We start from the raw sequence: 25,184 nt of genomic DNA on the forward strand, positions 1-25,184 counted from the left end.
GCGGCAAGGACGATCAGCAGTAAGGGAACTCTGTGAAGCGAAGCAGTCCGCTGTCACCGCTGTTGCTGGGCGCCTTCGGGCTCCTGGTGCTCAACCTCCACCCGGCTGCCCAGGCAGCCGATGACATAGACCCCAAGCTGCGCAGCATCGGGCCGTCACTGTTACGTGACGCCCCCGATGCCATCCCCGCCCGCCCGCCTTCCGGCCAGGCCGCCAGCAATGGCGACCGGCTGGGGCTGGGCGAGGCGGTGGTGGCGGCCGCGCAGTGGCACCCGAGCATCGCCGAAGCCATCGGCAACCTGTACAAGCAAGGCGAGGGCATCAACGTTGCCCGCGCCGGTTACTACCCGCAGATTTCCGGCGGTATCCGCACCGGCTATGACACCGGCTACGGCGGCGACCGCAGCAGCCAAGCGTTGAACCTGTCGCTCAAGCAGATGCTCTATGACTTCGGCAAGGTCGACAGCGCCGTCGATGCGGCCCACGCGGCCGCTGCCCGGGCCCAGGCCAACATCCTGCTGGTGGTCGACGACCTGGCCCGCGATACCGCCTACGCCTGGATCGAAACCCGCCGCTACGAGCAGCTCATGGTCATTGCCCGCGACCAGATTCGCGGCGTCGGCGATATTGCCGGCATGGCCCGCCAGCGCAGCGACATGGGCGCCAGCACCCGCTCCGATGTGGTCCAGGCCGAGTCCCGCGTGGAGGGCGCACGCGCAACGCTTGAGGAATACCAGGCGCAGTACGAGCGCTGGCGCTCGATCCTCGCCGCCCTGCTCGGCCGTGTATCGCCCCCGGCGTTGGCCGAAGAAACACCGCCCGAGCTGAGCCGGGCCTGCAAGCGCCCGGCAACGGGAGACGACCGCCTGCCCGCCGTGCTCATGGCCCTGGCCCTGCGCGCGCAGTCCAAGGCCGAGCTTGCGCAGGCCAAGGCCGAGGCCTACCCGACGCTGTCGCTGCAGCCGCAGGTCAACCATTACCTGGACGACGACTACAACCGCGACAACAACCGCATCGACCGCACCCAGGCCGGGATCTACCTGAACCTCGAAGTACCCATCTACCAGGGCGGCGCCATCAGCGCCCGCAGCCGCGCCGCCGGCCATGCCCTGACCGCCGCCGACTCCGCCGAAGACGCCGCCCGCCTGCAGGCCCGCCGCGGCCTGGCCGAAGCCATGGCGCAAACCTCGGGGCTGGGCCGCCGGCTCAGTTCGCTGGAGGCGCGCCAAGCCAGCATCAAAGAGGCCCGCGAGCTGTATGGTCGGCAGTACCTGGACCTGGGCACGCGGCCCCTGCTCGACCTGCTCAACGCCGAGCAGGAAATCTATCAGTCACGTTTCGAGCTCGCCGGCACGCAATCCGACCTGCTGCGCCTGGATGTCGACTGCCTGTACAACACCGGCGCCCTGCGCATGGCCTTCGGCCTTGAAGGGCGCAACCTGCAAGGGGTGGAAATCGAGCCATGAACGATACCGTCAACCTGGCCCAGGCCGGTCAGCAGCACAACCCCGAACAGGCAGCGGACCATCGCCCGGACCTGGGGCCGTGGCTGGAGGTGATGCTGCAGGTCGCCCACCACTACCGCCTGGACGTCTCGCCCCAGCGCATTCGCCTGGCCGCCGTGGAAGATGCCCGCCCGCTGGACGAAATCCTCCGCCACATGGCACGCCAGGCTGGCCTGGCGCTGCGCTTCGTGCGCTTCGACGCCAAGGCGCTGAAGCAATGGCGTACCCCGCTGGTGCTGGAGCTCGACGATGGCCAACTGGCCGTGGTCGAGGCCGTGACCGAGGAAAACGAGCTGGCCGTGGTGTTCGCCGGCGACCAGCGCCTGACCTCGCGCCTGCCCCGCGAAGCCCTCGAAGGGCGCATCAACCGCGTCGCGCTGATGCGCCCGGCGCGGCCCCTGCGCGACGTACGCACCGACGACTACACCGCGCCCTACGACCGCCACTGGTTCGCCCGCATCGTGTTGCGTGACCTGCGCCCTTACGGCCAGGTGATGGTCGCCTCCCTGGTGGCCAACGTGCTGGCGCTGGCCGGGGTGCTGTTTTCGATGCAGGTGTATGACCGGGTGATCCCCGCCGAATCCTTGCCCACCTTGTACGTGCTGTTCGGCGGTGTGGTGCTGGCGCTGGTGTTCGACTTCAGCATGCGCCTGCTGCGCCTGAAGGTCACCGACCTGCTCGGCAAGCGCGCCGACCTGCGCGTGTCGGACCTGGTCTACGGCCATGCCCTGCGCCTGCGCAACTCGGCGCGGCCGAAATCCACCGGTTCGTTCATCTCGCAGTTGCGCGAGCTGGAGTCGATCCGCGACCTGATCACCTCCAGCACCGCCACGGCGCTGGCCGACCTGCCGTTCTTCCTGCTGTTCCTGTTCGTGTTCTGGCTGATCGGTGGCGTGCTGGTGTTCATTCCGCTGGTGGCGCTATTGGCCATGCTGCTGCCCGGCTTGCTGGCGCAACGCCGGCTGGCGCGCCTGGCCAATGCCTCGATGCGCGAGTCATCGCTGCGCAACGCCATGCTGGTGGAAAGCATCCAGGGCCTGGACGAGATCAAGGCGCTGCAGGCCGAGGCGCGTTTCGAGCGCCAGTGGAACCAGTACAACGCCGCCTGCGCGCACACCAACCTGCACCTGCGCACCCTGACCAACGGCTTGGTGACCTGGACCCAGAACGTGCAGGGCGCCGTGTTTGCCGTGGTCATCGTCATCGGCGCGCCGATGGTCATCGCTGGCGACCTCACCACCGGTAGCCTGGTGGCGGCGTCGATGCTGTCCTCGCGGATGATGGCGCCGCTGGCCCAGCTGACCCATGTGCTGACCCGCTGGCAGCAGGCCAAGGTGGCGCTGCAAGGCCTGGACAAGCTGATGCAGTCACCGGTCGACCACCCCGAAGGCGAAGCCCGTGTGCACCTGCCGGCCATCCGCGGCGAGTACAGGCTGCGCCAGGCCAACTTCCGCTACGACCCCGAGGCGCCACCGGTGCTGAACATCGGCCAGCTGGACATCCAGCCTGGCGAACGCATCGCCGTGCTGGGGCGCAACGGCGCCGGCAAGTCGACCCTGCTGCAGGCCCTGGGCGGTGCCATGGACCTGGCACAGGGCGAGGTGACCCTGGACGGCATCGCATTGGCCCACCTCGACCCGGCCGACCTGCGCCGTGACGTCGGCCTGTTGCCGCAGTACGCGCGGTTGTTCCACGGCACCCTGCGGGAAAACCTCACCCTCGGTGCCGGCCAGGCCAGCGACCAGGAACTGGTGGCCGCCCTGGCTGCCACCGGCGCCCTGGACTTCGTGCGCAGGCTGCCCAAAGGCATGGACCACCTGATCCTCGAAGGCGGCCAGGGCCTGTCGGGCGGGCAGCGCCAGGCCCTGGTGCTGTCACGCCTGCTGGTGCGCCAGCCGCAGGTGCTGCTGCTGGACGAACCCACCGCGTCGCTGGACGATATGACCGAACGCAAGCTGCTGGATAACCTCGACCGTTTCTGCCAGGGCCGCACCCTGGTGGTCGCCACCCACCGCTTGAGTGTGCTGCAACGCGTGGAACGGATCATCGTGCTCGATGGCGGGCGCATCGTCATCGACGACAAGCGCGACGCCGCATTGGCCAAACTGCAAGGAGCGCAGGCATGAGCAACCATGAACTCCCCGCCTCCTACCTGGACGGCCAGGACGACCAGGCGGTGCTGCGCGCAGGCCGCGTCATCACCGTCTGCGCGCTGATGCTGGCCGCCTTCCTGGGTTGGGCGGCCTGGTTCGAGGTGACCGAAGTGTCCACCGGCACCGGCAAGATCATCCCCAGTTCGCGCGAACAGGTAATCCAATCATTCGAGGGCGGCATCGTCGCCGAGATGAACGTGGCCGAAGGCGACATGGTCGAGCGCGGCCAGGTGCTGGCCCAGCTCGACCCCACCAAGACGGCCTCCAGCGTCGGCGAAAGCGAAGCCAAGTACCGCGCTGCCAAGGCCAGCGTGGCACGCCTGCGCGCCGAGGTCACCGGCAAGCCGTTGGTGTTCCCTGACAGCCTGCGCAACTCGGCGGACCTGATCGATGCCGAAACCGCGCTGTACCAGACCCGCCGCCGCGGCCTGGAGCAGACCTTGGCCGGCATCGAGGACTCGCTGCGGCTGGTGCGCAGCGAGCTGAAGATCACCGAGAACCTGGCCAAGATGGGCGCCTCTAGCCGGGTCGAGGTGATCCGGCTGAACCGCCAGCGCTCGGAGCTGGAACTCAAGGCGAACGAAGCGCGCTCCGACTACCTGGTCCGCGCGCGGGAAGAGTTGGCCAAGGCCAGCGCCGAAGCCGACAGCCTGTCGGAGGTGGTGCGTGGGCGCAGCGACTCGCTCACCCGCCTGACCCTGCGCTCGCCGGTACGCGGGATCGTCAAGGACATCGAGGTGAACACCCTGGGCGGCGTGGTGCAGCCCGGCGGGCAGGTGATGAAGATCGTGCCGATGGACGAGCGGCTGCTAGTGGAAACGCGCATTGCGCCGCGCGACATCGCCTTCATCCACCCCGACCAGGCGGCCAAGGTAAAGATCAGTGCCTATGACTATTCGGTGTACGGCGGGCTGGAAGGCAAGGTGGTGGGGATTTCGCCAGATACCTTGCAGGATGAGGTGAAGCCGGAAATCTACTACTACCGGGTGTTCATCCGCACCGAACAGGACAGCTTGCAGAACAAGGCCGGCAAGCATTTCGCGATCGTGCCGGGGATGGTGGCCACGGTGGATATCCGCACGGGGGAAAAAACCATTCTCGACTACCTGATCAAGCCGCTGAACCGCGCCCGGGAAGCACTGCGAGAACGCTAGGGGGGCATGCCGATACAAACAGGTTGCCCGGCCGCTCAACAGCCGGCCGGGCAACCTTTTGCAACGAGAGGTTATCCCTGCAGGCGAACAGATGTCCGCCTGCTGATGTTGGGTTTGATGACCTCGCCTGCTAGTGGAACCTTCAAATGCGGCATGCCTGGCCCGCTGGGTTCACAGCGAAGAAGGTATACCGGGCCGGCGCGACTACGGTGCCAGCACTGTTGGTCAAGCTATAGTTCAACGTTGCACCGTTAGAGCAGATCCAGTCAGTGAGGTCCAGGTAAGGCAACGCCACTTCGTGATAGCCCAGAGACAGATCCTGCGGCGTCAGGGTGATCGCGGTACCGGCCGGCGTCTCCACCAGAGACTCTGGAATCTCTGGATCGAGCGGGTTCGGTGGCGTAAGGCTAATGGGTGGTCGTGGACGCGCAGGGACTCGGTGACCAACAAACCGGTAAGTGAGCGTGTCGCCCGCTGCGACATTCGGGACGCCTGCCAACGGAATACGGAAGACAGTATCGCGATCATAGACGCCTGGGCTGATCAGCCTTGGGACAATAATGTTGTTCGCATTGGCGTGTGGGAATACCCCCATCGCGAGACCGGTGGCACCACCTGGCAAGGCATTGGGGGAGGTCACTCGCACTCGCTGGATAGGCGAGATCGACGTGACCCCTACCGCTGGCATAGCCGGAGGCGGGGTGGGGGTCAGCTGTCGAGTCACTGTGTACCAGACATCGAACTCGCCGGTTTGGGTCTGATCAATGACGCCGATAAAGGGAATCGGAACAGGCAGATTTGCCGCGCCATTGCCAACAGTGACGGTGACCGGGCCGATCTGCGGGTTCGAAATCGACTGCCAGTGAACTTGAACCACATCGCCATTTGCCCAGATCACGGTACCATCGACCCCAACGCGGGGAATGGTCGCCGTGGCATCCAGGCCGAAATCCGGGGGCGTGATGCTGTTGACCGGACTGGCGCCACATTGGACGCTCGGAGCGACGAGATTCTCATGCTCCGGCGTGCCCGGGTTCGGGTCAATCCCGCCGGGGGTGCTGAGGTCGACCTGGACGTTGGCATCGGGCGAACGCGCGCCTGGCAGGTTAGTGCGCCGCATCTCGTAGTTGACCACAACCTGGCCATTGCCGGTCTGCTGGACAATGGCCAATGGCACGAGGATTGTCGTCAGCGGGTTGTTGCTGATGTCTGCTGCGGTCAGGGTATAAGGTGGCAAATCCTGCGCACCCCAGCGCAGCTGGATCACATCCCCCGCTGCAGCTGCCCCATTCGCATAGGCCGGGATCTCGACCTCCACATTCGGGTTCGCCTCAGGCCAGACGATCAGGCCATCATTGACAAACTCCGGTACCACCGGCGCCAGCAAGGCAGGCCCCTGGAGGGTAACAGTGGTGCCAACCCTGTTAGCCCAGACGCTCTCGTTGCCGGCCCAATCGAAAACTCGGTAGGCGAAGTAGCGTTCACCGTCACCCAGTGCTTCCAGGGCGGCACGAGGGACGTTGACAATGATTTCATTATCCTTGTCGGTAACAGGGGTCATGGCGGGAAGCCAGGTACCTGTCGCCTGATTATCACGATCGGGCCCGATCCAGACCTGCACAGTGTCTTCCAACTCGATGCGCAGGTATGGGGTGATGGCCAGCGGCAATTCGCCACTCCCATTGAAATCAGCTGCGGTGATGCCGGTCCGTTGATCTTCCGTGAGATCGATGGGGCCCAACGTGTTGGCGCCCGGGCGCAGGCGGTCGAACCGCACCGGAAGGTTTAGAACAGTATCCTCCTCGGTCAAGTTGAAAGTGTCTCGATACCGGTAGTTCAATATGACAGTCCGGTCTAAGCCGTTGGCAGGAAAATCAGCCACGGCAATCGGCACCCGATAGTCGGGGTCCGTAATATTCGGAATAGTGTAAGTAGCCCCCACTGCAACACCATCCATCAAGATCTCAATTTCGTCCCCATCATTAAAATTGGGGCTTCGTGGAATTACAACGTCAACCGGGGCGGTCAGAAACCGGATTGGAATAATGAAACGCGTTGCATCACGGTTCGGAACGGTAAAGTCCGGAAGTGCAAACACTCCCGACACTCGCATTGGCTTTACTGGGGCATTCATTAGGCTGTTCCTCGGAACTTTATAAGCCAGTCTTCTTGAGCAGGTTAACGTGATGTTGCCAGTCCGGCTAACGGTTCGCTGCTCGCCGCCATCGAATGATCGATGCACTTTTTCGCCACCGACTCAATCTAGGCCCATTGCCGATCGCTGTAACCTAGCAGTTTTACCAGGTGCGCCGACGGTGAGTGTCCGTATAGTTAAAGGGGTAGAGCGGTTGTCGCTTTGTTCAAGCGCTCGTTATTTACAATAACTTCAGGAGCAATAACCGATGCCCCTCTGCCGCCCTTTGAAACTTATATGGATTCCTGTCCGTTCAGGCGTGTTATTGGCCTCATTCATTGGACAGGGACTTGCCGCTAACTTGCCGTCGGGCACCAGTGCCACCGTGAACCCAGGCGACCCCGCCGAAGCCTGGGTACTTAACGCGGCGCAGTTGTACGTGTTACCTGGCGGCGCAACGCTGGGGATAGACGCGCAACCCGGCTCGACCGTCGGCCTCGACGGCGCAACAGTCACCGGTGGTACCAAGCGAGGCGTGAACCTGGTAGATACCCAGGCCACCATCAACAATTCGACGGTCACTTCGGCCCGCGATATCGGCCTTTCGGTGGTCAAGGTCAGGGGGAGCGCGGCACCGGGCTCGACCGCCCTGGTGACCAATAGCCAGATTGCCGGTACAGGCCGGGGGCTTAACGTTTCCGATGGCAGCAGCGCCACACTCGTCGATTCCCAGGTGACCGGTACCGGCGCCCTCGGCACCAACCCCGCCAGCAATGGCCTTGGGGTCTCGCTGCCCGGCGGCGAAGCTATGTTGCGCAACAGCTCCGCCACGGGCAGCAACCGCGCCGCCGGGCTGTTCTCCAACAGCGCCGAAAGTGCGGCGCCGCGCCTGGTACTGGACCATTCCAACCTGACTTCGCAGGCCGGCAGTGCCATCGTGGTGAGCAACCTCGGCACGCTACCCATGGCGGCAGAGATCATCATCGGCAACGGCTCGACACTTACCGCAGCCAATCAGACCCTGGTCGAGGTCGGCCTGCCGGGCGAACGCCCCGGGGCTGTTGCGCAGGCGTCAATCACGATTGATGCCAGTACCCTGACCGGCAACATTCAGGCCGCGACCGGGGCCATAGCCGACCTGACCATGGTCCAGGGCGCCTCGCTTACCGGTACGCTGGACAACCTCAGAAGCCTGTCAATGAACGCCAGTACCGTCAACGGCACGCTCAACGAGCCCATGGGTTCTACCGCCACGGCGAAACTCGCGGCGGGCTCGGTGTTCACCGGCAACCTCAACAACCTCGGCAGCCTCAGTGTCGATGCCAGCCAGGTGAGCGGCGACGTGGTTTCCACGCCTGGCAGCGCAACGGTGGTGACGCTGAACAATGGCTCGGCCCTCACCGGCTCGGTGAATAACGTCGCCAGCCTCAGCCTCGACCAGAGCCAGATGACCGGCGAGGTGATTTCCACGCCTGGCAGCGCGACGGTGGTGACGCTGCACAATACCTCGAGCCTCACCGGCTCGGTGAACGATATAGCCAGCCTCAGCCTTGACCAGAGCCGAATGGACGGCGATGTGACTTCCACGCCTGGCAGCGGGACAGTGGTGACACTGAACAATGCTTCGGCCCTCATCGGTTCGGTGAACAACGCCGCCAGCCTGAGCCTCGACCAGAGCCAGATGGCCGGCGATGTAAATTCCACGCCTGGCAGCGGGCCAGTGGTGACGCTGAACAATGCCTCGACCCTCACCGGCTCGGTGAACGACGCGGCCAGCACGCACATCGGTGCCACGTCCACTTTCGCCATGACCAACAGCTCGAACGTGGGGGCGCTTACGCTCGAAGGCGGCACCGTGGACCTGCGCGCCGGCCAGGGCCCGTTCCGCACCCTGACCGCCACCAGCCTGTCCGGGGGCGGCACCTTTGTGCTCGGCACCGACCTGGCCGGGCACCTGAGCGACCAGGTGAACATCGAAGGCCAGGCAGAAGGTAATCATGGCCTGCTGGTGCAGAACACCGGCGTGGACCCGGTGGCGGAAGACCACGCGCAACAGGTGGTGCACACCGAAGGCGGTGGCGCGCAGTTCGCCTTGCGCAACGCCAACGGCCTGGTGGATGTCGGTACCTTCTCCTATCGCCTTGAGCAGCGCGACACGGACTGGTACCTGGTGCAGAACCAGGACGGCACTCAACCACCGATCATCTCGCCCAGCGCTCGCACGGCCATCGCGGTGTTCAGCGCCGCCCCGACCGTCTGGTATGGCGAAATGAGTACCCTGCGCAGCCGCATGGGCGAACTGCGTGGCGGCCGTAGCCAGGGTGGCGCGTGGGCGCGCACCTACGGCAACAAGTACCAGGTCTCGGCCACCCACCAGGTCGACTACCAGCAGGCCCAGCAGGGCGTTTCGTTCGGCGTGGACACGCCGTTGCCCGCCCAGGATGGCCAGTGGCTGATCGGCGTCATGGGCGGCTATAGCGAATCGGAACTCAACATGCGCCTGGGCAGCAATGGCCGCGTCAACAGCTACTACCTCGGCGTGTACAGCACCTGGCTTAGCGACAACGGTTACTACCTGGATGCGGTGCTTAAGGCCAACCGCTTTGCCAACAAGGCGGACGTACGCATGAACGATGGCGAGAAAGCCACTGGCGACTACGACAACTACGGTATCGGCGGCTCGGTCGAAGCCGGCCGGCATATTCAGCTCGAAGACGGCTGGTTCATCGAGCCCTATGCCCAGGTCGCGGCGTTGTGGGTACAGGGTGAACGCTACGGGCTGGACAACGGCATGCAAGCCAGCAGCAACACAGCCAATTCACTGCTGGGCAAGGTGGGTACCCATGTCGGTCGCACCTTCCCGCTCGCCGCCGGCGGTTTCGTGCAGCCCTATGTGAAGGTGGCGGCCGTTCATGAGTTCGCCCGTAACAACAAAGTCAAAATCAATGAGACAACTTTCCATGATGACCTTTCCGGCGGGCGTGGCGAGGTGGGGGCCGGTGTCGCGGTGCAGATGACCGACGCACTGCAGGTGCATGCCGATTTTGACTACAGCAATGGCAAGAACATCGAGCAGCCGTGGGGTGCCAACGTCGGCATACGCTATTCCTGGTAGGTCTGCGGCTGGTCAGGGGTTGGCTATATCAGGCTATTCCTACGACAACTGAGGAAAATCCTACATATAGCAGTGCGCGTTTCCTATGAAATCTCTACCCCTTTCACTTGGTCGAGAGATGATCATGAAACGCAAACATGCTCCTTTTTACCTGGCACTGGCCACGTTACCCCTGGTCGCCTTGCCAGCCGTATCTGCCCAAGTGGTCGTCCCCCCCGACCAGACTCTCGATGTCAGGCAAGGCGACCCAGTGAACTGGTACAACCTGGGCACCGGTGCAACCCTCAATGTCCACCCTGGCGCGGCCACGGCTCACATCGTGGCGCACACGGCGCAGGTGAACATGAGCGGCGCCGCTTTAAACGCCCTGGGCACCACAGGCATTACCCTGTTCAACAGCCACGCCGTCATCGACAGCAGTAGCATCATTGCAGCGTCTGACCCGTCACGCCCCAATGCGCTCTCCATCGGCATCAACCTAACAGGCCTAGAGCAAGCCCCAATCGCCAGCATCAGCAACAGCTTCGTATCGGGCACCGGGCGGGGTATCAATGTTACCAACCGTGGCGTGATCGACCTGGCCAACACCCGTGTCGAAGGGCTGACTGCTGCCCCCGGTGCGGACGAGGTCCCGGGCGGCGTCGGGGTAATGGTTGCCGGCGGGACGGCCACAATCCGTGAGGGCAGCCAGATCGCGGGCGATGCCAACGGCGTCATGGTCTTCTCCAGCCATCGCGCCGATGGCCCGATGGCATCCAGCCTGGTGCTCGACCAGTCGTCGGTCACCGGCCGCCAAGGCACTGCAATCAAAGTGATCACCGATGATGCTGCGGACACCCCGGTGAACATCGAGATCAACAACGGTTCCACCCTGGTCGGCGGTAACGGCCTGATTCTTGAAGTGGACGACCGGGCCATCGCCAATGTATCGGTCAACGCCAGCCAGCTCGACGGCGACGTGATGGTGCATCAAGGTTCAACCCTGAACCTGGCACTGGCCAACCAGGCTAGCCTCACCGGGACCGTCACAAACGCCAGCAGCCTGGCGATAGACGGCAGTTCCTTGTGGACCATGACCGGCGACTCCACCGCGGGCAGCCTGGCCCTGAACGGCGGCACGGTGAACCTGCGTGGCACGGACGGCAACGCTACCTTCAACCGCCTGCAACTGGGCGAGCTGTCCGGCAACGGTACCTTCATGCTCGGCACCGACCTTGCTACCCAGCAAGGCGATCTCCTCGACGTGACCGGCCAAGCCAGCGGCAACCACCAGCTGCTGGTAGAAAACACAGGTACCGACCCGAGCGCCGCTGTCACTGCCCACCAGGTGGTGCACACCGGTGAAGGCAGCACCTCGCAGTTCGGCCTGATCGGCGGCCAGGTGGACTTCGGCACCTTCGCCTACGAACTGGAACAGCAAGGCGACGACTGGTTCCTGGTGCGCAAGGGCGACACCACCACCCCAGGCACGCGTTCGGTCACCGGCCTGTTCAGCGCCGCGCCCACCGTGTGGTACGGCGAATCGACCACCCTGCGCTCGCGCATGGGCGAACTGCGCAACGGCAACACCCAGGGTGGCGGCTGGCTGCGCAGCTACGGTAACAAGTACAAGGTGGCAGCCGGTGCCGGTGCTGCCTATGACCAGGTGCAACAGGGCATCTCCTTTGGTGCCGACGCGCCCCTGCCGTCGAACAGCGGCCAGTGGCTGGTGGGTGTGACGGGCGGCTACAGCCGCTCGGACCTGGACCTGTCGGGTGGTACCAGTGGCAAGGTCGACAGCTTCCACCTCGGCGTGTACAGCACCTGGCTGGCTGACGATGGCCTGTACATCGACGCGCTGATCAAGGCCAACCGCTTCCAGAACAAATCGGACGTGCGCATGAGCGATGGCCGCAAGGCCAAGGGCGAGTACAGCAACAACGGCATCGGCGCCTCGGTCGAGGTGGGCAAGCACATCACGCTGGACGATGGCTGGTTCGTCGAGCCTTACGCCCAGGCGTCCACACTGTGGGTCGATGGCGCCAGCTACAACCTGGACAACGGCATGCGCGCCAGCGCCGACGCTGCCGATTCGCTGCTGGGCAAGGTCGGCAGCCATGTCGGCCGCACGTTCCCGCTCGACAAAGGCGGCTTTGTCCAGCCGTATGTGAAGGTGGCCGCCGCCCATGAATTCGCCCGCAACAACCAGGTGAAGGTCAACGGCAATCGGTTCGACAACGACCTGTCCGGTAGCCGCATCGAACTGGGTGCAGGTGTGGCCGCGCAGGTGACCGACACCGTGCAGGTCAATGCCGGCTTCGATTACATGAAGGGCAACAACATCGAACAGCCTTGGGGCGTGAACCTCGGCGTTCGCTACAACTTCTGAACCATCAGGGGCCGCACGGCCCCTACTTTTTGCCTAAAGCCCAGCCACCCTGGGCCGATAGCCTGTCATCCCCTGTTTCCCACGAAGGTCACCATGGCCACGCAAAAAGCCCGCGCGGACTCGCTGTCCCTGCTGCTGTTCACGCTGCGCAGCGGCAAGCTGATGGCAATCAACCTGCTCAAGGTCAGCGAGATCATCCCCTGCCCGCCGCTGACCAAGCTGCCCGAGTCGCACCCGCACGTGAAAGGCGTGGCGACCCTGCGCGGCAACCCGCTGTCGGTGATCGACCTGTCCCGCGCCATCGGTGAGCGTCCATTGGCCGACCCCGACGGTGGCTGCCTGATCGTCACCGAGATCAGCCGTTCGCGCCAGGGCCTGCATGTGCAAGCGGTGAGCCGCATCGTCCATTGCCTGAGCACCGACATCAAGCCGCCACCCTATGGTTCGGGCAACCGCTCGTTCATCACCGGCGTGACCCGGGTCGACAACACCCTGGTGCAGGTGCTGGACATCGAGAAGGTCATCCACGCCATCGCCCCCGCCGCGCCCGAGCCTGCGACGGGTGTAGTGAACGAAGAGGATGCCAGCCTGCTGGCCGCCGCCAACATCCTGGTGGTCGACGACAGCCAGGTGGCGTTGCAGCAGTCGGTACACACCCTGCGCAACCTGGGCATCGATTGCCACACCGCGCGCAGTGCCAAGGATGCGATCAACGTGCTGCTGGAGCTGCAGGGCACCGGGCAGGAAATCAATATCATCGTCTCCGACATCGAAATGTCGGAGATGGACGGGTATGCCTTCACCCGCACCCTGCGCGAAACGCCGGACTTCCAGCACCTCTATGTGCTGCTGCACACCTCGCTGGACAGCGCGATGAGCGCCGAGAAGGCCAGGCTCGCCGGGGCCAACGCGATCCTCACCAAGTTCTCCTCGCCGGAGCTGACCGATTGCCTGGTGGTGGCTGCTCGCACCGTGGTGTTTGCCGAGCGCTGACGGCCGTGTTGTTATATTCAGCGAAAACGCCCTGGCTTGCTGCCGGGGTTGACTCGGGCATGATGGGTGCCCGTTGGATGCTTTCCCGGAATTGCGTATGAAGTTTCTCAGCTCCCTCCTGATTGCCTACGCCGCCTTCAGCGGTGTTGCCATGGCCTCAAGCGGCCAGGCCTGGAACGAACAACGCCAGCAGATGCTCAAGGCCTGCCTGGCCGCCAGCCAGTTCAAGGATGCCCACGCCCGCGGCAAACCTGCGGAGTTCGATGACCAGGTCGGCTTCAGCGCCCTGGTCATCGAAGGGGTGTACCCGCAAAAGCACATGCAGCAACGTACCGGCACCGAGCTGTGCCTGTACGACCGCCAGCACCAGCGTGCCTTCGTCAGCGAATGGAACCCTGACGCCAAGTGAACGACAGCCTGCGTTTCGCCTGTACCGGCTGCGGCAAGTGCTGCACCGGCCACCATGTACCGCTGACGCTGGCCGAGTCGCGCCGCTGGGCAGCCTCCGGCGGCCAGGTGGTGGTGCTGATCGAAGCCTTCGTGGCGGATGGCCCGGGCATGCCGGCCGACCAGCGCGAGCATGTGCTGCGCCGCTCGTACCCGGTGCCCTGCGGCGCCAGCGAAGTGCGCGTTTCGGTGACCTTTGCCGCGTTCAACCCCGGGCGCTGCCGTAACCTCGACGCCAATGACCTGTGCACCATCTACGAGACCCGGCCGCTGGTCTGCCGTATCTACCCGGTGGAGATCAACCCGCACATTCCGCTGCGCCCGCAGAACAAGGACTGCCCGCCTGAAGCGTGGGAACAAGGCCCTGAGCTGATTCACGGCACGCAGCCAGTCGACCCGCAGCTGGCCGCGCTGGTGCAGGCTTCGCGCCAGGCTGACCGGGACGATATTGCGGCCAAGGTTGCCGTTTGCCAGGCGTTGGGGATGACTACCAGTGCGTTGAAGGGGAATGGGTTTACGGCGTATCTGCCGGAGATGGAGGCGTTTGCCGGAGCACTGGGGCAGGTGCCGGCGGATGAGGGTTGCCGGTGGACATTGCATGTGCAGGATGATGGGCTCGCGGTGAGCCTACAGGGGCTCGGCCTGCAAACGACGAGCGAAACGCCCGTCTACTACGCCTTCATCGGCTTCTAGGGCGCTATCGCCGGCAAGCCGGCTCCCACGCCGACCGAGTACTTTCAAAGATTCCACCGTACCGGTGGGAGCCGGCTTGCCGGCGATAGGGCCGGTACTGCCAAACGCGAAACTGTCAGCGCTGTCAGCCAGCGGTCACGCTGCCGACCCGGTTCGGGGGCTATAAGCTTGAGTACCGACAACCGTTTCTCATCCCCCTTGGCCAAGGTGCCCGCACCGATGCGACGTCCTTCCCGCTCTCTCCTGCTTGCCGGCCTGGCACTGTTCGCCTTGGTGGCCCTGGGCATCTGGTACGGCCAGCGCCACGAGGCGCCCGCGGCCCGCGCCCAGGCCGCCATCCCGGTGCGGGTGGTCAGCGTCGCCCAGCAGGACGTGCCGCGCTTCGCCAGTGCCATCGGTTCGGTGCTGTCGCTGCACAGTGTCGAAGTGCGGCCACAGGTCGAAGGCATACTGACCCAGGTGCTGGTCAAGGAGGGCCAGTGGGTCAAGCAAGGCGACCTGCTCGCCACCCTCGACGACCGCAGCATCCGCGCCAGCCTCGACCAGGCCCGTGCCCAGCTTGGCCAGAGCCAGGCGCAAATCCAAGTGGCCGGTGTCGACCTCAAGCGCTACCGCCTGCTCAGCAGCGATGACGGCGTGTCCAAGCAGACCCTCGACCAGCAACAGGCGCTGGTCAACCAGCTGCAGGCCACGGTCAAGGGCAACCAGGCCGCCATCGCCAACGCCCAGGTGCAACTCTCCTACACGCAGATCCGCTCACCGGTCACCGGGCGCGTCGGCATCCGCAACATCGACCCCGGCAACCTGGTGCGCACCAGCGACACCCAGGGCCTGTTCAGCGTGACGCAGATCGACCCGATCGCGGTGGAGTTCTCGCTGCCGCAACAGATGTTGCCGACCCTGCAAGGGCTGCTGAAAGCGCCGACGCCGGCGCTGGTGCAGGCCTACATGGACGCCGATGGCGAGCGCAACCTGCTGGGTGAAGGCCACCTGGCGCTGATCGACAACCAGATCTCGGCCAACACCGGCACGGTGCGGGTCAAGGCCGAGTTCGACAACCACGACGGCCGCCTGTGGCCGGGGCAGCTGGTCACCGTGCGCCTGCGCACGGCCATGGACGAAAACGCCCTGGTGGTGCCGCCCACCGTGGTGCAACGCAGCATCGATGGCCACTTCGTCTACCGCCTCGACGGCGACAAGGTCACCAGCGTGCCGGTCAAGGTGCTGTATCAGGACAGCACGCTGAACATCGTCGCCGGGGTCAAGGCCGGGGACCAGCTGGTGCTTGACGGCCAGTCGCGGCTGAAACCCGGTTCGCGAGTCGAGATCACCCCAGGCGCGCCGGCACCGGCCGAGATGGCCGACCGCAGGCACCAGCCATGAACACCCGCAATGGCGTCTCGGCCTGGTGCATCGACCACCCCATCGCCACCCTGCTGCTGACTTTCGCCCTGGTGCTGCTGGGCGCCATCGCCTTTCCGCGCCTGCCGGTGGCGCCACTGCCAGAGGCAGACTTCCCGACTATCCAGGTGACCGCCCAGCTGCCCGGCGCCAGCCCCGAAACCATGGCCTCGTCGGTGGCCACGCCGCTGGAGGTGCAGTTCAGTGCCATCCCCGGCATGACCCAGATGACCAGCAGCAGCGCGCTGGGCTCGACCACGCTGATCCTGCAATTCACCCTCGACAAGAACATCGACACCGCCGCCCAGGAAGTGCAGGCGGCGATCAACACCGCCACCGCGCGTCTCCCGCAAGACCTGCCCAGCCCGCCCACCTGGCGCAAGGTCAACCCGGCCGACAGCCCAGTGGTGATCCTCACCGTCAGCTCGGCGCAGATGCCCGGCAACGAACTCAGCGATTACGCCGAAACCCTGCTGGCACGCCAGCTCAGCCAGATCGACGGGGTCGGCCTGATCAACATCACCGGGCAACTGCGCCCGGCGATACGGGTGCAGGCACAGCCGGAAAAACTCGCGGCCATCGGCCTGACGCTGGCCGACGTGCGCCTGGCCATCCAGCAGACCAGCCTGAACCTGGCCAAGGGCGCGCTGTATGGCGAGCACAGCGTGTCGACCATCGCCGCCAACGACCAGCTGTTTCACCCCGAAGACTACGCGCAACTGATTGTCAGCTACCGCAATGGCGCGCCGGTGCACCTGAAGGACGTGGCCAAAGTCATCAACGGTGCCGAGAATGCCTATGTGAAAGCCTGGTCCGGCGACCAGCCGGGGCTCAACCTGGTGATCTTCCGCCAGCCCGGCGCCAATATCGTCGATACCGTGGACCGGGTGCTCGACGCCCTGCCCCGCTTGCAGGAAATGCTGCCGGCCTCGGTCGAGGTGTCGGTGCTGCAGGACCGTACCCAGACCATCCGTGCCTCACTGCACGAAGTGGAGCTGACCCTGATGATCGCCGTGGCGCTGGTGATCGGCGTCATGGCGCTGTTCCTGCGCCAGTGGTCGGCGACCTTCATCGTATCCAGCGTGCTGGGCGTGTCGCTGATCGCCACCTGTGCACTGATGTACGTGCTCGGCTTCAGCCTCAACAACCTGACGCTGGTGGCCATCGTCATCGCCGTCGGCTTCGTGGTGGATGACGCGATCGTCGTGGTGGAGAACATCCACCGCCACCTGGAGGCCGGCGACGACAGCCGCACCGCGGCGCTCAAGGGGGCTGGCGAGATCGGCTTCACGGTGGTGTCGATCAGCTTCTCGCTGATCGCCGCGTTCATTCCGCTGCTGTTCATGGGCGGCGTGGTCGGCCGACTGTTCAAGGAATTCGCCCTCACCGCCACCGCGACCATCCTGATTTCGGTGGTGGTGTCGCTGACCCTGGCCCCGACCCTCTCAGCCCTGTTCATGCGCCGCCCAGCCGGTCAGCACGCAGGCGGTTTCGGTCAGCGCCTGCTGCGCGGGTATGAAAAAGGCCTGGACCGCGCCCTGGCCCACCGGCGCATCACACTCGGGGTGTTCGGCATTACCCTGGCACTGGCCGTGGCCGGCTACGTCGGCATCCCCAAAGGCTTCTTCCCGCTGCAGGACACCGGCTTCATCCTCGGCACCACCGAGGCGGCTGCAGATGTTTCCTATCCGTCGATGATCGAAAAGCACCTGGCGCTGGCGAAGATCATCGGCGAGGACCCTGCAGTGCGTGCCTATTCGCACTCGGTGGGGGTCACCGGCAGCAACCAGACCATCGCCAACGGCCGCTTCTGGATTTCGCTCAAACCTCGCGGCGAGCGCGATGTGTCGGCCAGCGAGTGGATCGACCGGCTTCGCCCCAAGCTCGCCCAGGTGCCGGGCATCGTGCTGTACATGCGCGCCGGCCAGGACATCAACCTCAGTTCCGGGCCATCACGCACCCAGTACCAATACGTGCTCAAGAGCAACGACGGTGTCGCGCTCAACCTGTGGACCCAGCGCCTGACCGACCGCCTGCGTGAAAACCCGGCGTTGCGCGACCTCTCCAACGACCTGCAACTGGGTGCCAGCGTCACCCGCATCGATATCGACCGCCAGGCGGCAGCGCGCTTCGGCCTGACCACCACCGATGTCGACCAGGCGCTGTACGACGCCTTCGGCCAGCGGCAGATCAGCGAATTCCAGACCGAGACCAACCAGTACAAGGTCATCCTCGAACTCGATGCCCGCCAGCGCGGCAAGGCCGAGAGCCTGAACTTCTTCTACCTGCGCTCGCCGCTGACCAACGAGATGGTGCCGCTGTCGGCCCTGGCGCATGTCGCGGCGCCCAGCACCGGGCCGTTGTCGATCAGCCATGACGGGCTGTTCCCGGCCGCCAACCTGTCGTTCAACCTGGCCCCCGGCGTGGCCCTGGGCGATGCGGTGCAGATCCTTGAACGCACCCAGCGCGAACTGGGCATGCCCGACTCCATCGCCGGTAACTTCCAAGGCGCTGCGCAAGCGTTCCAGAGCTCGCTGTCGAGCCAGCCGTGGCTGATCCTCGCCGCGCTGGTGGCGGTGTACATCATCCTCGGCGTGCTCTACGAGAGCTTGGTCCACCCGCTGACCATCATCTCCACTCTGCCCTCCGCAGGCCTCGGCGCGATCATTCTGCTGTGGGGCAGCGGGCAGGACTTCAGCATCATGGGGCTGATCGGCGTGGTGCTGCTGATCGGCATCGTCAAGAAGAACGGCATCCTGCTTATCGACTTTGCCCTGGAAGCCCAGCGCCACCACGGCATGACGCCCGAGCAGGCGATCCGCCAGGCGTGCCTGGTGCGCTTCCGCCCGATCATCATGACAACCCTGGCCGCGTTGCTCGGTGCGGTGCCGCTGATGTTCGGCTTCGGCGCCGGTGCCGAACTGCGCCAGCCGCTGGGCATCGCCGTGGTCGGCGGCCTGCTGGTGAGCCAGGCCCTGACGCTGTTCACCACCCCGGTCATATACTTGGCCCTGGAGCGCCTGTTCCACCGCCGCCAGGCCGCCCCCGCGGTGGCGCCAAGTACCCACTGAGACCCGACCATGCGCGTGCTGATCATCGAAGACGAAGAGAAAACCGCCGACTACCTGCACCGCGGCCTGAGCGAGCAAGGCTTTACCGTCGACCTCGCGCGTGACGGCATCGACGGCCTGCACCTGGCGCTGGAAGGCGACTACGCGGTGATCGTGCTCGATGTGATGCTGCCGGGCCTGGACGGTTATGGCGTGCTGCGCGCCCTGCGCGCGCGCAAGCAGACGCCGGTAATCATGCTCACCGCCCGCGAGCGCGTCGAAGACCGCATCCATGGCCTGCGCGAAGGCGCCGACGACTACCTGGGCAAGCCGTTCTCCTTCCTCGAACTGGTCGCCCGCCTGCAGGCCCTGACCCGCCGCAGCAGCAGCCACGAACCGCTGCAGGTGCAGGTTGGCGACCTGTGGATCGACCTGATGGCGCGCAAGGCCAGCCGCGCCGGCCAGCGCCTGGAGCTGACCGCCAAGGAGTTTTCGCTGCTCAGCGTGCTGGCTCGGCGCCAGGGCGAAATCCTGTCCAAGACGGCCATCGCCGAGCTGGTCTGGGACATCAACTTCGACAGCGACGCCAATGTCGTCGAAGTGGCCATCAAGCGCCTGCGCGCCAAGCTCGACGGGCCGTTCGACAACAAGCTGCTGCACACGATTCGAGGCATGGGCTATGTCCTGGAAAACCGTGCCGGTTAACTCCATCGCCCTGCGCCTGTCGGCGTTATTCATCCTGGTGGCGCTGGGTGTATTCGTGCTGATCGGCTCGGCGCTGTACCGCCAGGTCGACCGCAGCCTCGACCTGCTGCCGGCGGCCGAGCTGGATGCGCGCTACAGCGTGCTCGAATCCACCCTCAACCGGTTCGGCACGGCCGAGCACTGGGCCAAGGTCAGCAACAAGCTCAACCTGCTCAGTGAAGAAGACAAGCGCATCCGTTTCTGGGTGGTCGGCAGCAACCCGGCCTTCGAGTATGGCCACCCCAGCGAGCTGGTCCGCGCCTTTGCCGAAGGTACGCCGGGCATGCGCGACCTGCGCCTGCCCGACCACCTCTACCCGTACAAGGTGCTGGTCAGCGAGTTGCCAGCGCTGGGCGAGCGCCCGCCCCTGCGTTTTCTGATCGCCATCGACACCGAAACCTTCTGGCAGGCGCAGCACAGCCTGCTGGTGGCCATCGTCGGCCTGGCGGTGCTCGGCGTGCTGCTGGCCTCGGTGCTCGGCTACTGGGTGGCGCGCATCGGCCTGCGCCCGCTGCTGGCGCTGTCCAATGAAGCCCAGGCCCTGGCGCCACCACGCCTGAACGGCCGCTTGCAGACCGTCGACCTGGCGCCGGAGCTGGCGCAGTTCGCTGGCGCTTTCAATGCTGCGCTGGACCGGGTCAGCCAGGCCTATTCACGGCTGGAGGCGTTCAACGCCGACGTCGCCCACGAACTGCGTTCGCCGCTGACCAACCTGATCGGCCAGACCCAAGTTGCCCTGACCCGGGGGCGCAGCGCCGAGCATTACTTCGAAGTGCTGCAGTCGAACCTGGAAGAACTGGAGCGCCTGCGCAGCATCATCAACGACATGCTGTTCCTCGCCAGCGCCGACCAAGGCAGCAAGGCCACTGCGCTGACCCAGGCGTCGCTGGCCGAAGAAGTGGCGACCACCCTCGACTACCTCGACTACATCCTCGAAGACGCCCAGGTCAGCGTCAGCGTCAGCGGCGATGCCCAGGCCCCCATCGAAAAAGCCCAACTGCGCCGGGCGCTGATCAACCTGCTGAACAATGCCGTGCAGCACACCGCGCCGAACCAGGTGATCAGGGTACATATCGATGCCGGGCCAGAGCAGGTCAGCATTGCGGTGAGCAACCCGGGGCCAGCGATCGATGATGCGCACCTGCCACTGCTGTTCGAGCGGTTCTACCGGGTGGATGCGGCGCGCAGCAACAGTGGTGGGGGCAACCACGGGCTGGGCCTGGCGATCGTCAAGGCGATTGCGTTGATGCATGGCGGGGAGGTTTTTGTGCGCAGTGATGCCGGTGCCAATACCTTTGGCATTCGCCTGCCAAGTGCTCAAGCACGCGGGTTAGCGGCAAAAGTCTAATTGCTTTTCTTGCGATCGTTACCTTTTGCGCAACAGTGCTTATCGCGCCGGGTGCTGTTTCCCACGCGGTGAAGGGACTAACTTTAGCCCTGTCCTCATTAGCACTTGCCCCCGCAAGAAGGTAGTTTCAACATGTCCAACAGTATGGGTATTGCCAGCGTTTTCGTTCTGTCTTCCCTGTTGTTGTCGCCCCTGGCCATGGCCGAAGAATCCCCGGCTTTCGTTGCCCGTAATGCAGAACTTGCCGCTGTTCACCAAGAAGCCCGCGAGGCCATCGCGCACAAGGTTGATGCTGGCAAAGACGCAGAACAGACAGCTTCGAAAGCTTCCAGCGCCGCCAATGCCGATAGCTGATCGCGCGCCGCTACTGCTCCCGTTTTCCCTCGGCTACGCCATGGGCACCACCGGTGTCGATATGTTAGCCTTTTAAAGCCGCTGCCGATCAGCGGCTTTTTTTATGTGCGTTAACTCTCAGCCAAGCCGTAACGTCCCCTATAAGAAAGCTGCACATTCAAAAATAAAAACTGCCCCACCGTCATACCAAAGGAGCTAGTACCGGTGCCTTCCGCGTTTCGTTTTACCCCGTTGTTCATTGCATTGACCGCAACGATCCCCCTCGCCGCCCAGGCAGATGAAGACAAGGCTGATGGCTTCATCGAGGGTTCGTCGTTCAACCTGAATTTGCGCAATGCCTATTTCAACCGCAACAACCTCAACACTGGCGTGCGCGACAAGCGCGAGTGGGGCCAGGGTGCGGTCGCCCGTTTCGAGTCCGGCTACACGCCAGGCGTGGTTGGCTTTGGCCTCGACGCCCACGCGATGCTGGGCCTCAAGCTCGACGGCGGTGGCGGTTACGCCGGCACCAGCATCCTGCCCGAGCATGTGAAGGACGACGGTGAGCTGGGCGCTGCCCCGCATTCGTTCTCCACTGCGGGCGCTGCGGTGAAGCTGAAGGCGTTCGACACTGAGCTCAAGGCCGGTGACCTGTTCCTCACCAACCCGGTGATCGCCGGCGGCGAAACCCGCATGCTGCCGCAGACCTTCCGCGGCGTGAGCCTGACCAACACCAGCATCGATGGCTTGCTGCTCGAAGGCGGCCAGGTGAGCTTCACCAAACCGTACAACCAGAGCGGCCACCGCCGCATCGACACCTACTACGGCTCGCTGGATGAACACGACAAGAGCAAGCACCTGAACTGGGCGGGCGCGTCGTGGAGCGGTACCGAGAACATCACCGCCAACCTCTATGCCGCCGAACTGAAGGACATCTGGAACCAGTACTACGCTGACTTCGACTACACCTACGTGGTCAACGACCTGGTCAGCCTCAACCCGGGCGTGCACTTCTACCACACCCAGGACACCGGCCAGGCGCTGATGGGCAAGATCGACAACAACACCTACAGCCTGCACTTCACGGTCAATGCCGGTTACCACAGCGTCACCGCCGCCTATCAGCGGGTCAATGGCGACACGCCGTTCGATTACATCAACCTGGGCGACAGCGTGTACCTGGACAACTCGCGCATGTACTCGGACTTCAACGCGCCCAACGAGCGCTCGTGGAAGCTGCAGTATGCGTACGACTTCGCCGGCGTTGGCGTGCCAGGCCTGAGCACCACCGTGTCGTACTCGCGCGGTGAAGCCGACCTGAGCAAGGCCGACCAGAACAACACCCACTACGACTACTACCGCGCCGACGGCAAGAACGCCACCCACTGGGAGCGTGACCTGGACGTGAAGTACGTGTTCCAGGAAGGCGACCTCAAGGACCTGTCGGTGCTGGTGCGCTACGCCACCCACCGTGGCAGCCAGGGCTATGCCTCCATTGACGACAACAGCGACAACGACGAACTGCGGGTGATCGTCGATTATCCGTTGAACATCTTCTGACCTGAGAACGGGGTCTGTGGGAGCGGGCTTGCCCCGCTAACACCGGCAAAACCGGTGCCATGCAGCGCGCCGCCTGCTCCGCGGGACAAGCCCGCTCCCACAAGTAGAGCAAACGCCCACACGATTCCGTCGGACAAATCTTGTCCGACAATCCCCGCTTCCCTAGAATGTCGCCCGCCGCAAATGGCCCTGCCTCAGCAGTAGCGCGCATGCCCACTCGATTACCGCGTCTCGCACTCTACAGGTCGCACCCCGAGCTGATCCTCAACCTGGGCAGCTGCCTTGCCGTGCTCGCTATCGTGGCCATCGTCAGCTACTTGCTGGGGCGTGAGCGCGACAGTGTCGAGCAGTCGGCCATCCGCGCCTCCAACAACATCGTCCAGCTGATCGAAAGCGATATCCTGCGCAACGTCGAGCTCTATGACCAATCCCTGCGCGGGCTGATCTGGGCGGTGCAGCACCCCGAACTGCTGCAGGTGGCGCCGAAACTGCGCCAGCAGATCCTCTTCAACCAGACATTTGCCGCCCCGGTGCGTGGCGACATTCTGTGGCTGGATGCCAATGGCAATGTGGTGGGCGACTCCACCAGCGTGACCCCGCGCCAGGCCAATTTCGCCGATACCGTGGACTTTCGCGCGCATCGCAGCTACCCCGACCTGGGGCTATTCATCAGCCCGCCGTTCAAGGCACGGCTCGGCGACCTCGACTGGTGCATCAGCTTCAGCCGGCGCATTTCCGCCCCGGATGGCAGCTTTGACGGGCTGGCCGCCGGTGCCTTGCGCCTGTCCTATTTCAGCGAACTGTTCCAACGCCTTGATATCGGCGCTGACAGCAGCATCAACCTACTCAACGCGGATGGCCAACTGCTCGCCCGCCAACCTTACCGCGAACGGGACCCGCTGATCGGCACCAGTTTTGCCGACCGGCCGAATTTCAAGCGCATCCTCGGTGAGCGCAGCGGCAGCTTCAGCGCCCGTTCAAGCATTAGCGGCAGCCAGCGCATGTTTACCTTCGCCCGGGTCGCCGACCTGCCGCTGATCGTGCTGGTGGTGCATTCCGCCGATGAGGTATTCCAATCGTGGCGGCGTACCGCGATGGTCGTCAGCGTGGCCACCGGGCTGCTGTGCATCGGTATCCTTTGGCTGACCTTGCTGCTGGGCCGCGAGTTGCGCCGCCGACACGAAGCCGAACAGGGGCTGGCGACACTCGCCGCGACCGACAGCCTCACCGGGCTGGCCAACCGCCGCCGGCTCGACCAGGTCCTGCGGTTGGAATGGGCGCGTGCGCAGCGTAACCGCAAGCCGTTGGCGGTGCTGATGGTGGATGTGGATCACTTCAAGGCATTCAACCAGCGCCATGGCCACGCGGGCGGTGACCATGCCCTACGTGAGGTGGCCAAGGCCATCGAGCAATGCATACGTCGCCCGGCCGACCTGGCGGCACGCTACGGCGGGGAAGAGTTTCAGGTGATCTTGCCGGAGACAGAGCTGGCGGGAGCACAGCTGCTGGCTGAACGCATCCGGGCGAGCGTCGAGGCCTTGGCCCCGTTTGCCGATGATGCCCATTCGGTCACGGTGAGCATCGGTATCAGCGTCTACATCCCCGGCACTCAGCAGGATCTTGCGACCGTGCTGAGTGCCGCGGACGAGGCGCTCTACCGGGCCAAGGCCAACGGCCGCAACCGGGTAGAGATGCCCGCAGATTAGGAGCGAGCGCGGGCGGCGTTGCGCAGTGCTTTTACCTGGTCATGGTTGCGCTGGACGCCTTGTAGCTGTTTCTCGACCACGGCGTAGCTAGGGTCACTGACCGAACGGCCCAGTTTGACCAATTTCTCGCGCGCTTCCTTGTAGGCCTTGAGTGCATGATCCTCGCCGCGCTCCACTTCGTTGAGCACGGCTTCTTCATCCTTGCCGGTGACCATCGACTTCAGGTTCACCCAGCCACGGTGCAGGTCACCGCTGATGCTGGTAGAGGTTTCCGGGTCGCCACCCAGGCGACGCACTTCACTCTGCAACTCACCTGCAGCGTTGGCGCATTCGCCAGCGCGCTGGACGAAGAATGCTTTGAGCTCGGGGTTCTTCACGTCATCGGCCGAAGCCTTGAAACCTTTTTCGCCGTCCTTGCTGTACTCGATCAGGTCGTTGAGCACATCGATCACGTCTTTGTTGGGGTTGCTCATGGCTGAA

General features: G+C 64.4%; 17 protein-coding genes. 15 read left to right on the forward strand and 2 right to left on the reverse strand.

Going from position 1 to position 25,184, the window contains the following annotated elements:
* Nucleotides 1-32 precede the first annotated feature (32 nt).
* Genes ACIPIJ_RS04315 through ACIPIJ_RS04325 form a run of 3 tightly spaced genes read left to right on the forward strand, consistent with a single transcriptional unit; the run spans nucleotide 33 to nucleotide 4,812 of the window.
* A complete protein-coding gene (locus ACIPIJ_RS04315) occupies nucleotides 33-1,466 on the forward strand; it encodes a TolC family outer membrane protein (protein ID WP_401072975.1) in 1,434 nt (477 codons plus the stop codon).
* A complete protein-coding gene (locus ACIPIJ_RS04320; protein ID WP_401072977.1) occupies nucleotides 1,463-3,631 on the forward strand; it encodes a type I secretion system permease/ATPase in 2,169 nt (722 codons plus the stop codon). Before ACIPIJ_RS04315 ends, ACIPIJ_RS04320 begins: the two co-directional genes overlap by 4 nt.
* Nucleotides 3,628-4,812 carry an HlyD family type I secretion periplasmic adaptor subunit gene (locus tag ACIPIJ_RS04325; RefSeq protein WP_401072979.1) on the forward strand — a complete coding sequence of 395 codons (1,185 nt, stop codon included), beginning with the start codon at nucleotides 3,628-3,630 and terminating at the stop codon, nucleotides 4,810-4,812. The genes ACIPIJ_RS04320 and ACIPIJ_RS04325 overlap by 4 nt, the downstream gene beginning before the upstream one ends.
* Nucleotides 4,813-4,954: 142 nt before the next feature.
* Here ACIPIJ_RS04325 and ACIPIJ_RS04330 read toward each other — a convergent pair whose 3' ends face one another.
* On the reverse strand, nucleotides 4,955-6,946 hold the full coding sequence (locus ACIPIJ_RS04330) for a hypothetical protein (protein WP_401072981.1): 1,992 nt from the start codon (nucleotides 6,944-6,946) through the stop codon (nucleotides 4,955-4,957).
* Between the two features lie 385 nt (nucleotides 6,947-7,331).
* On the opposite strand from ACIPIJ_RS04330, the gene ACIPIJ_RS04335 reads away from it, so the two are divergent.
* The 12 genes from ACIPIJ_RS04335 to ACIPIJ_RS04390 all read left to right on the forward strand — a co-directional run bounded on the left by ACIPIJ_RS04335 (nucleotide 7,332) and on the right by ACIPIJ_RS04390 (nucleotide 24,704).
* The gene (locus ACIPIJ_RS04335; protein ID WP_401072983.1) at nucleotides 7,332-10,061 is read left to right on the forward strand and encodes an autotransporter outer membrane beta-barrel domain-containing protein; all 2,730 of its coding nucleotides are present in this window, start codon (nucleotides 7,332-7,334) and stop codon (nucleotides 10,059-10,061) included.
* Nucleotides 10,062-10,185: 124 nt separating this feature from the next.
* Nucleotides 10,186-12,429, forward strand: coding sequence for an autotransporter outer membrane beta-barrel domain-containing protein (locus ACIPIJ_RS04340; protein ID WP_401072984.1), 2,244 nt, complete (start codon nucleotides 10,186-10,188; stop codon nucleotides 12,427-12,429).
* Between the two features lie 93 nt (nucleotides 12,430-12,522).
* Nucleotides 12,523-13,422 (forward strand): chemotaxis protein, encoded by a 900-nt coding sequence (locus tag ACIPIJ_RS04345; protein ID WP_401072986.1) that lies wholly within the window; start codon nucleotides 12,523-12,525, stop codon nucleotides 13,420-13,422.
* 97 nt (nucleotides 13,423-13,519) lie between these two features.
* The gene (locus ACIPIJ_RS04350; protein ID WP_401072988.1) at nucleotides 13,520-13,831 is read left to right on the forward strand and encodes a hypothetical protein; all 312 of its coding nucleotides are present in this window, start codon (nucleotides 13,520-13,522) and stop codon (nucleotides 13,829-13,831) included.
* Nucleotides 13,828-14,562, forward strand: coding sequence for a YkgJ family cysteine cluster protein (locus tag ACIPIJ_RS04355; RefSeq protein ID WP_401072990.1), 735 nt, complete (start codon nucleotides 13,828-13,830; stop codon nucleotides 14,560-14,562). The genes ACIPIJ_RS04350 and ACIPIJ_RS04355 overlap by 4 nt, the downstream gene beginning before the upstream one ends.
* 219 nt (nucleotides 14,563-14,781) lie before the next feature.
* A complete protein-coding gene (locus tag ACIPIJ_RS04360; protein ID WP_401072992.1) occupies nucleotides 14,782-15,945 on the forward strand; it encodes an efflux RND transporter periplasmic adaptor subunit in 1,164 nt (387 codons plus the stop codon).
* Nucleotides 15,942-19,034: a multidrug efflux RND transporter permease subunit gene (locus ACIPIJ_RS04365; protein WP_401072994.1), complete on the forward strand. Its 3,093-nt coding sequence runs from the start codon at nucleotides 15,942-15,944 to the stop codon at nucleotides 19,032-19,034. The genes ACIPIJ_RS04360 and ACIPIJ_RS04365 overlap by 4 nt, the downstream gene beginning before the upstream one ends.
* Before the next feature lie 9 nt (nucleotides 19,035-19,043).
* Nucleotides 19,044-19,718, forward strand: a complete 675-nt coding sequence (locus ACIPIJ_RS04370) for a heavy metal response regulator transcription factor (protein ID WP_346614959.1) — start codon at nucleotides 19,044-19,046, stop codon at nucleotides 19,716-19,718.
* Entirely contained in the window at nucleotides 19,693-21,105 is a 1,413-nt protein-coding gene (locus tag ACIPIJ_RS04375) for a heavy metal sensor histidine kinase (RefSeq protein ID WP_401072996.1), read from the forward strand. Before ACIPIJ_RS04370 ends, ACIPIJ_RS04375 begins: the two co-directional genes overlap by 26 nt.
* A 132-nt stretch (nucleotides 21,106-21,237) precedes the next feature.
* Nucleotides 21,238-21,459 carry a hypothetical protein gene (locus ACIPIJ_RS04380; RefSeq protein ID WP_401072998.1) on the forward strand — a complete coding sequence of 74 codons (222 nt, stop codon included), beginning with the start codon at nucleotides 21,238-21,240 and terminating at the stop codon, nucleotides 21,457-21,459.
* A gap of 204 nt (nucleotides 21,460-21,663) precedes the next feature.
* Nucleotides 21,664-22,998 (forward strand): OprD family porin, encoded by a 1,335-nt coding sequence (locus ACIPIJ_RS04385; RefSeq protein ID WP_401073000.1) that lies wholly within the window; start codon nucleotides 21,664-21,666, stop codon nucleotides 22,996-22,998.
* A 209-nt stretch (nucleotides 22,999-23,207) separates the two neighbouring features.
* A complete protein-coding gene (locus ACIPIJ_RS04390; RefSeq protein WP_401073002.1) occupies nucleotides 23,208-24,704 on the forward strand; it encodes a diguanylate cyclase domain-containing protein in 1,497 nt (498 codons plus the stop codon).
* Here ACIPIJ_RS04390 and ACIPIJ_RS04395 read toward each other — a convergent pair.
* The gene (locus ACIPIJ_RS04395; RefSeq protein WP_346614954.1) at nucleotides 24,701-25,177 is read right to left on the reverse strand and encodes a PA2169 family four-helix-bundle protein; all 477 of its coding nucleotides are present in this window, start codon (nucleotides 25,175-25,177) and stop codon (nucleotides 24,701-24,703) included. The genes ACIPIJ_RS04390 and ACIPIJ_RS04395 overlap by 4 nt on opposite strands.
* Nucleotides 25,178-25,184 lie beyond the last annotated feature (7 nt).

The organism is Pseudomonas sp. NPDC087185, assembly GCF_044744955.1.
Classification (GTDB): Bacteria; Pseudomonadota; Gammaproteobacteria; order Pseudomonadales; family Pseudomonadaceae; genus Aquipseudomonas.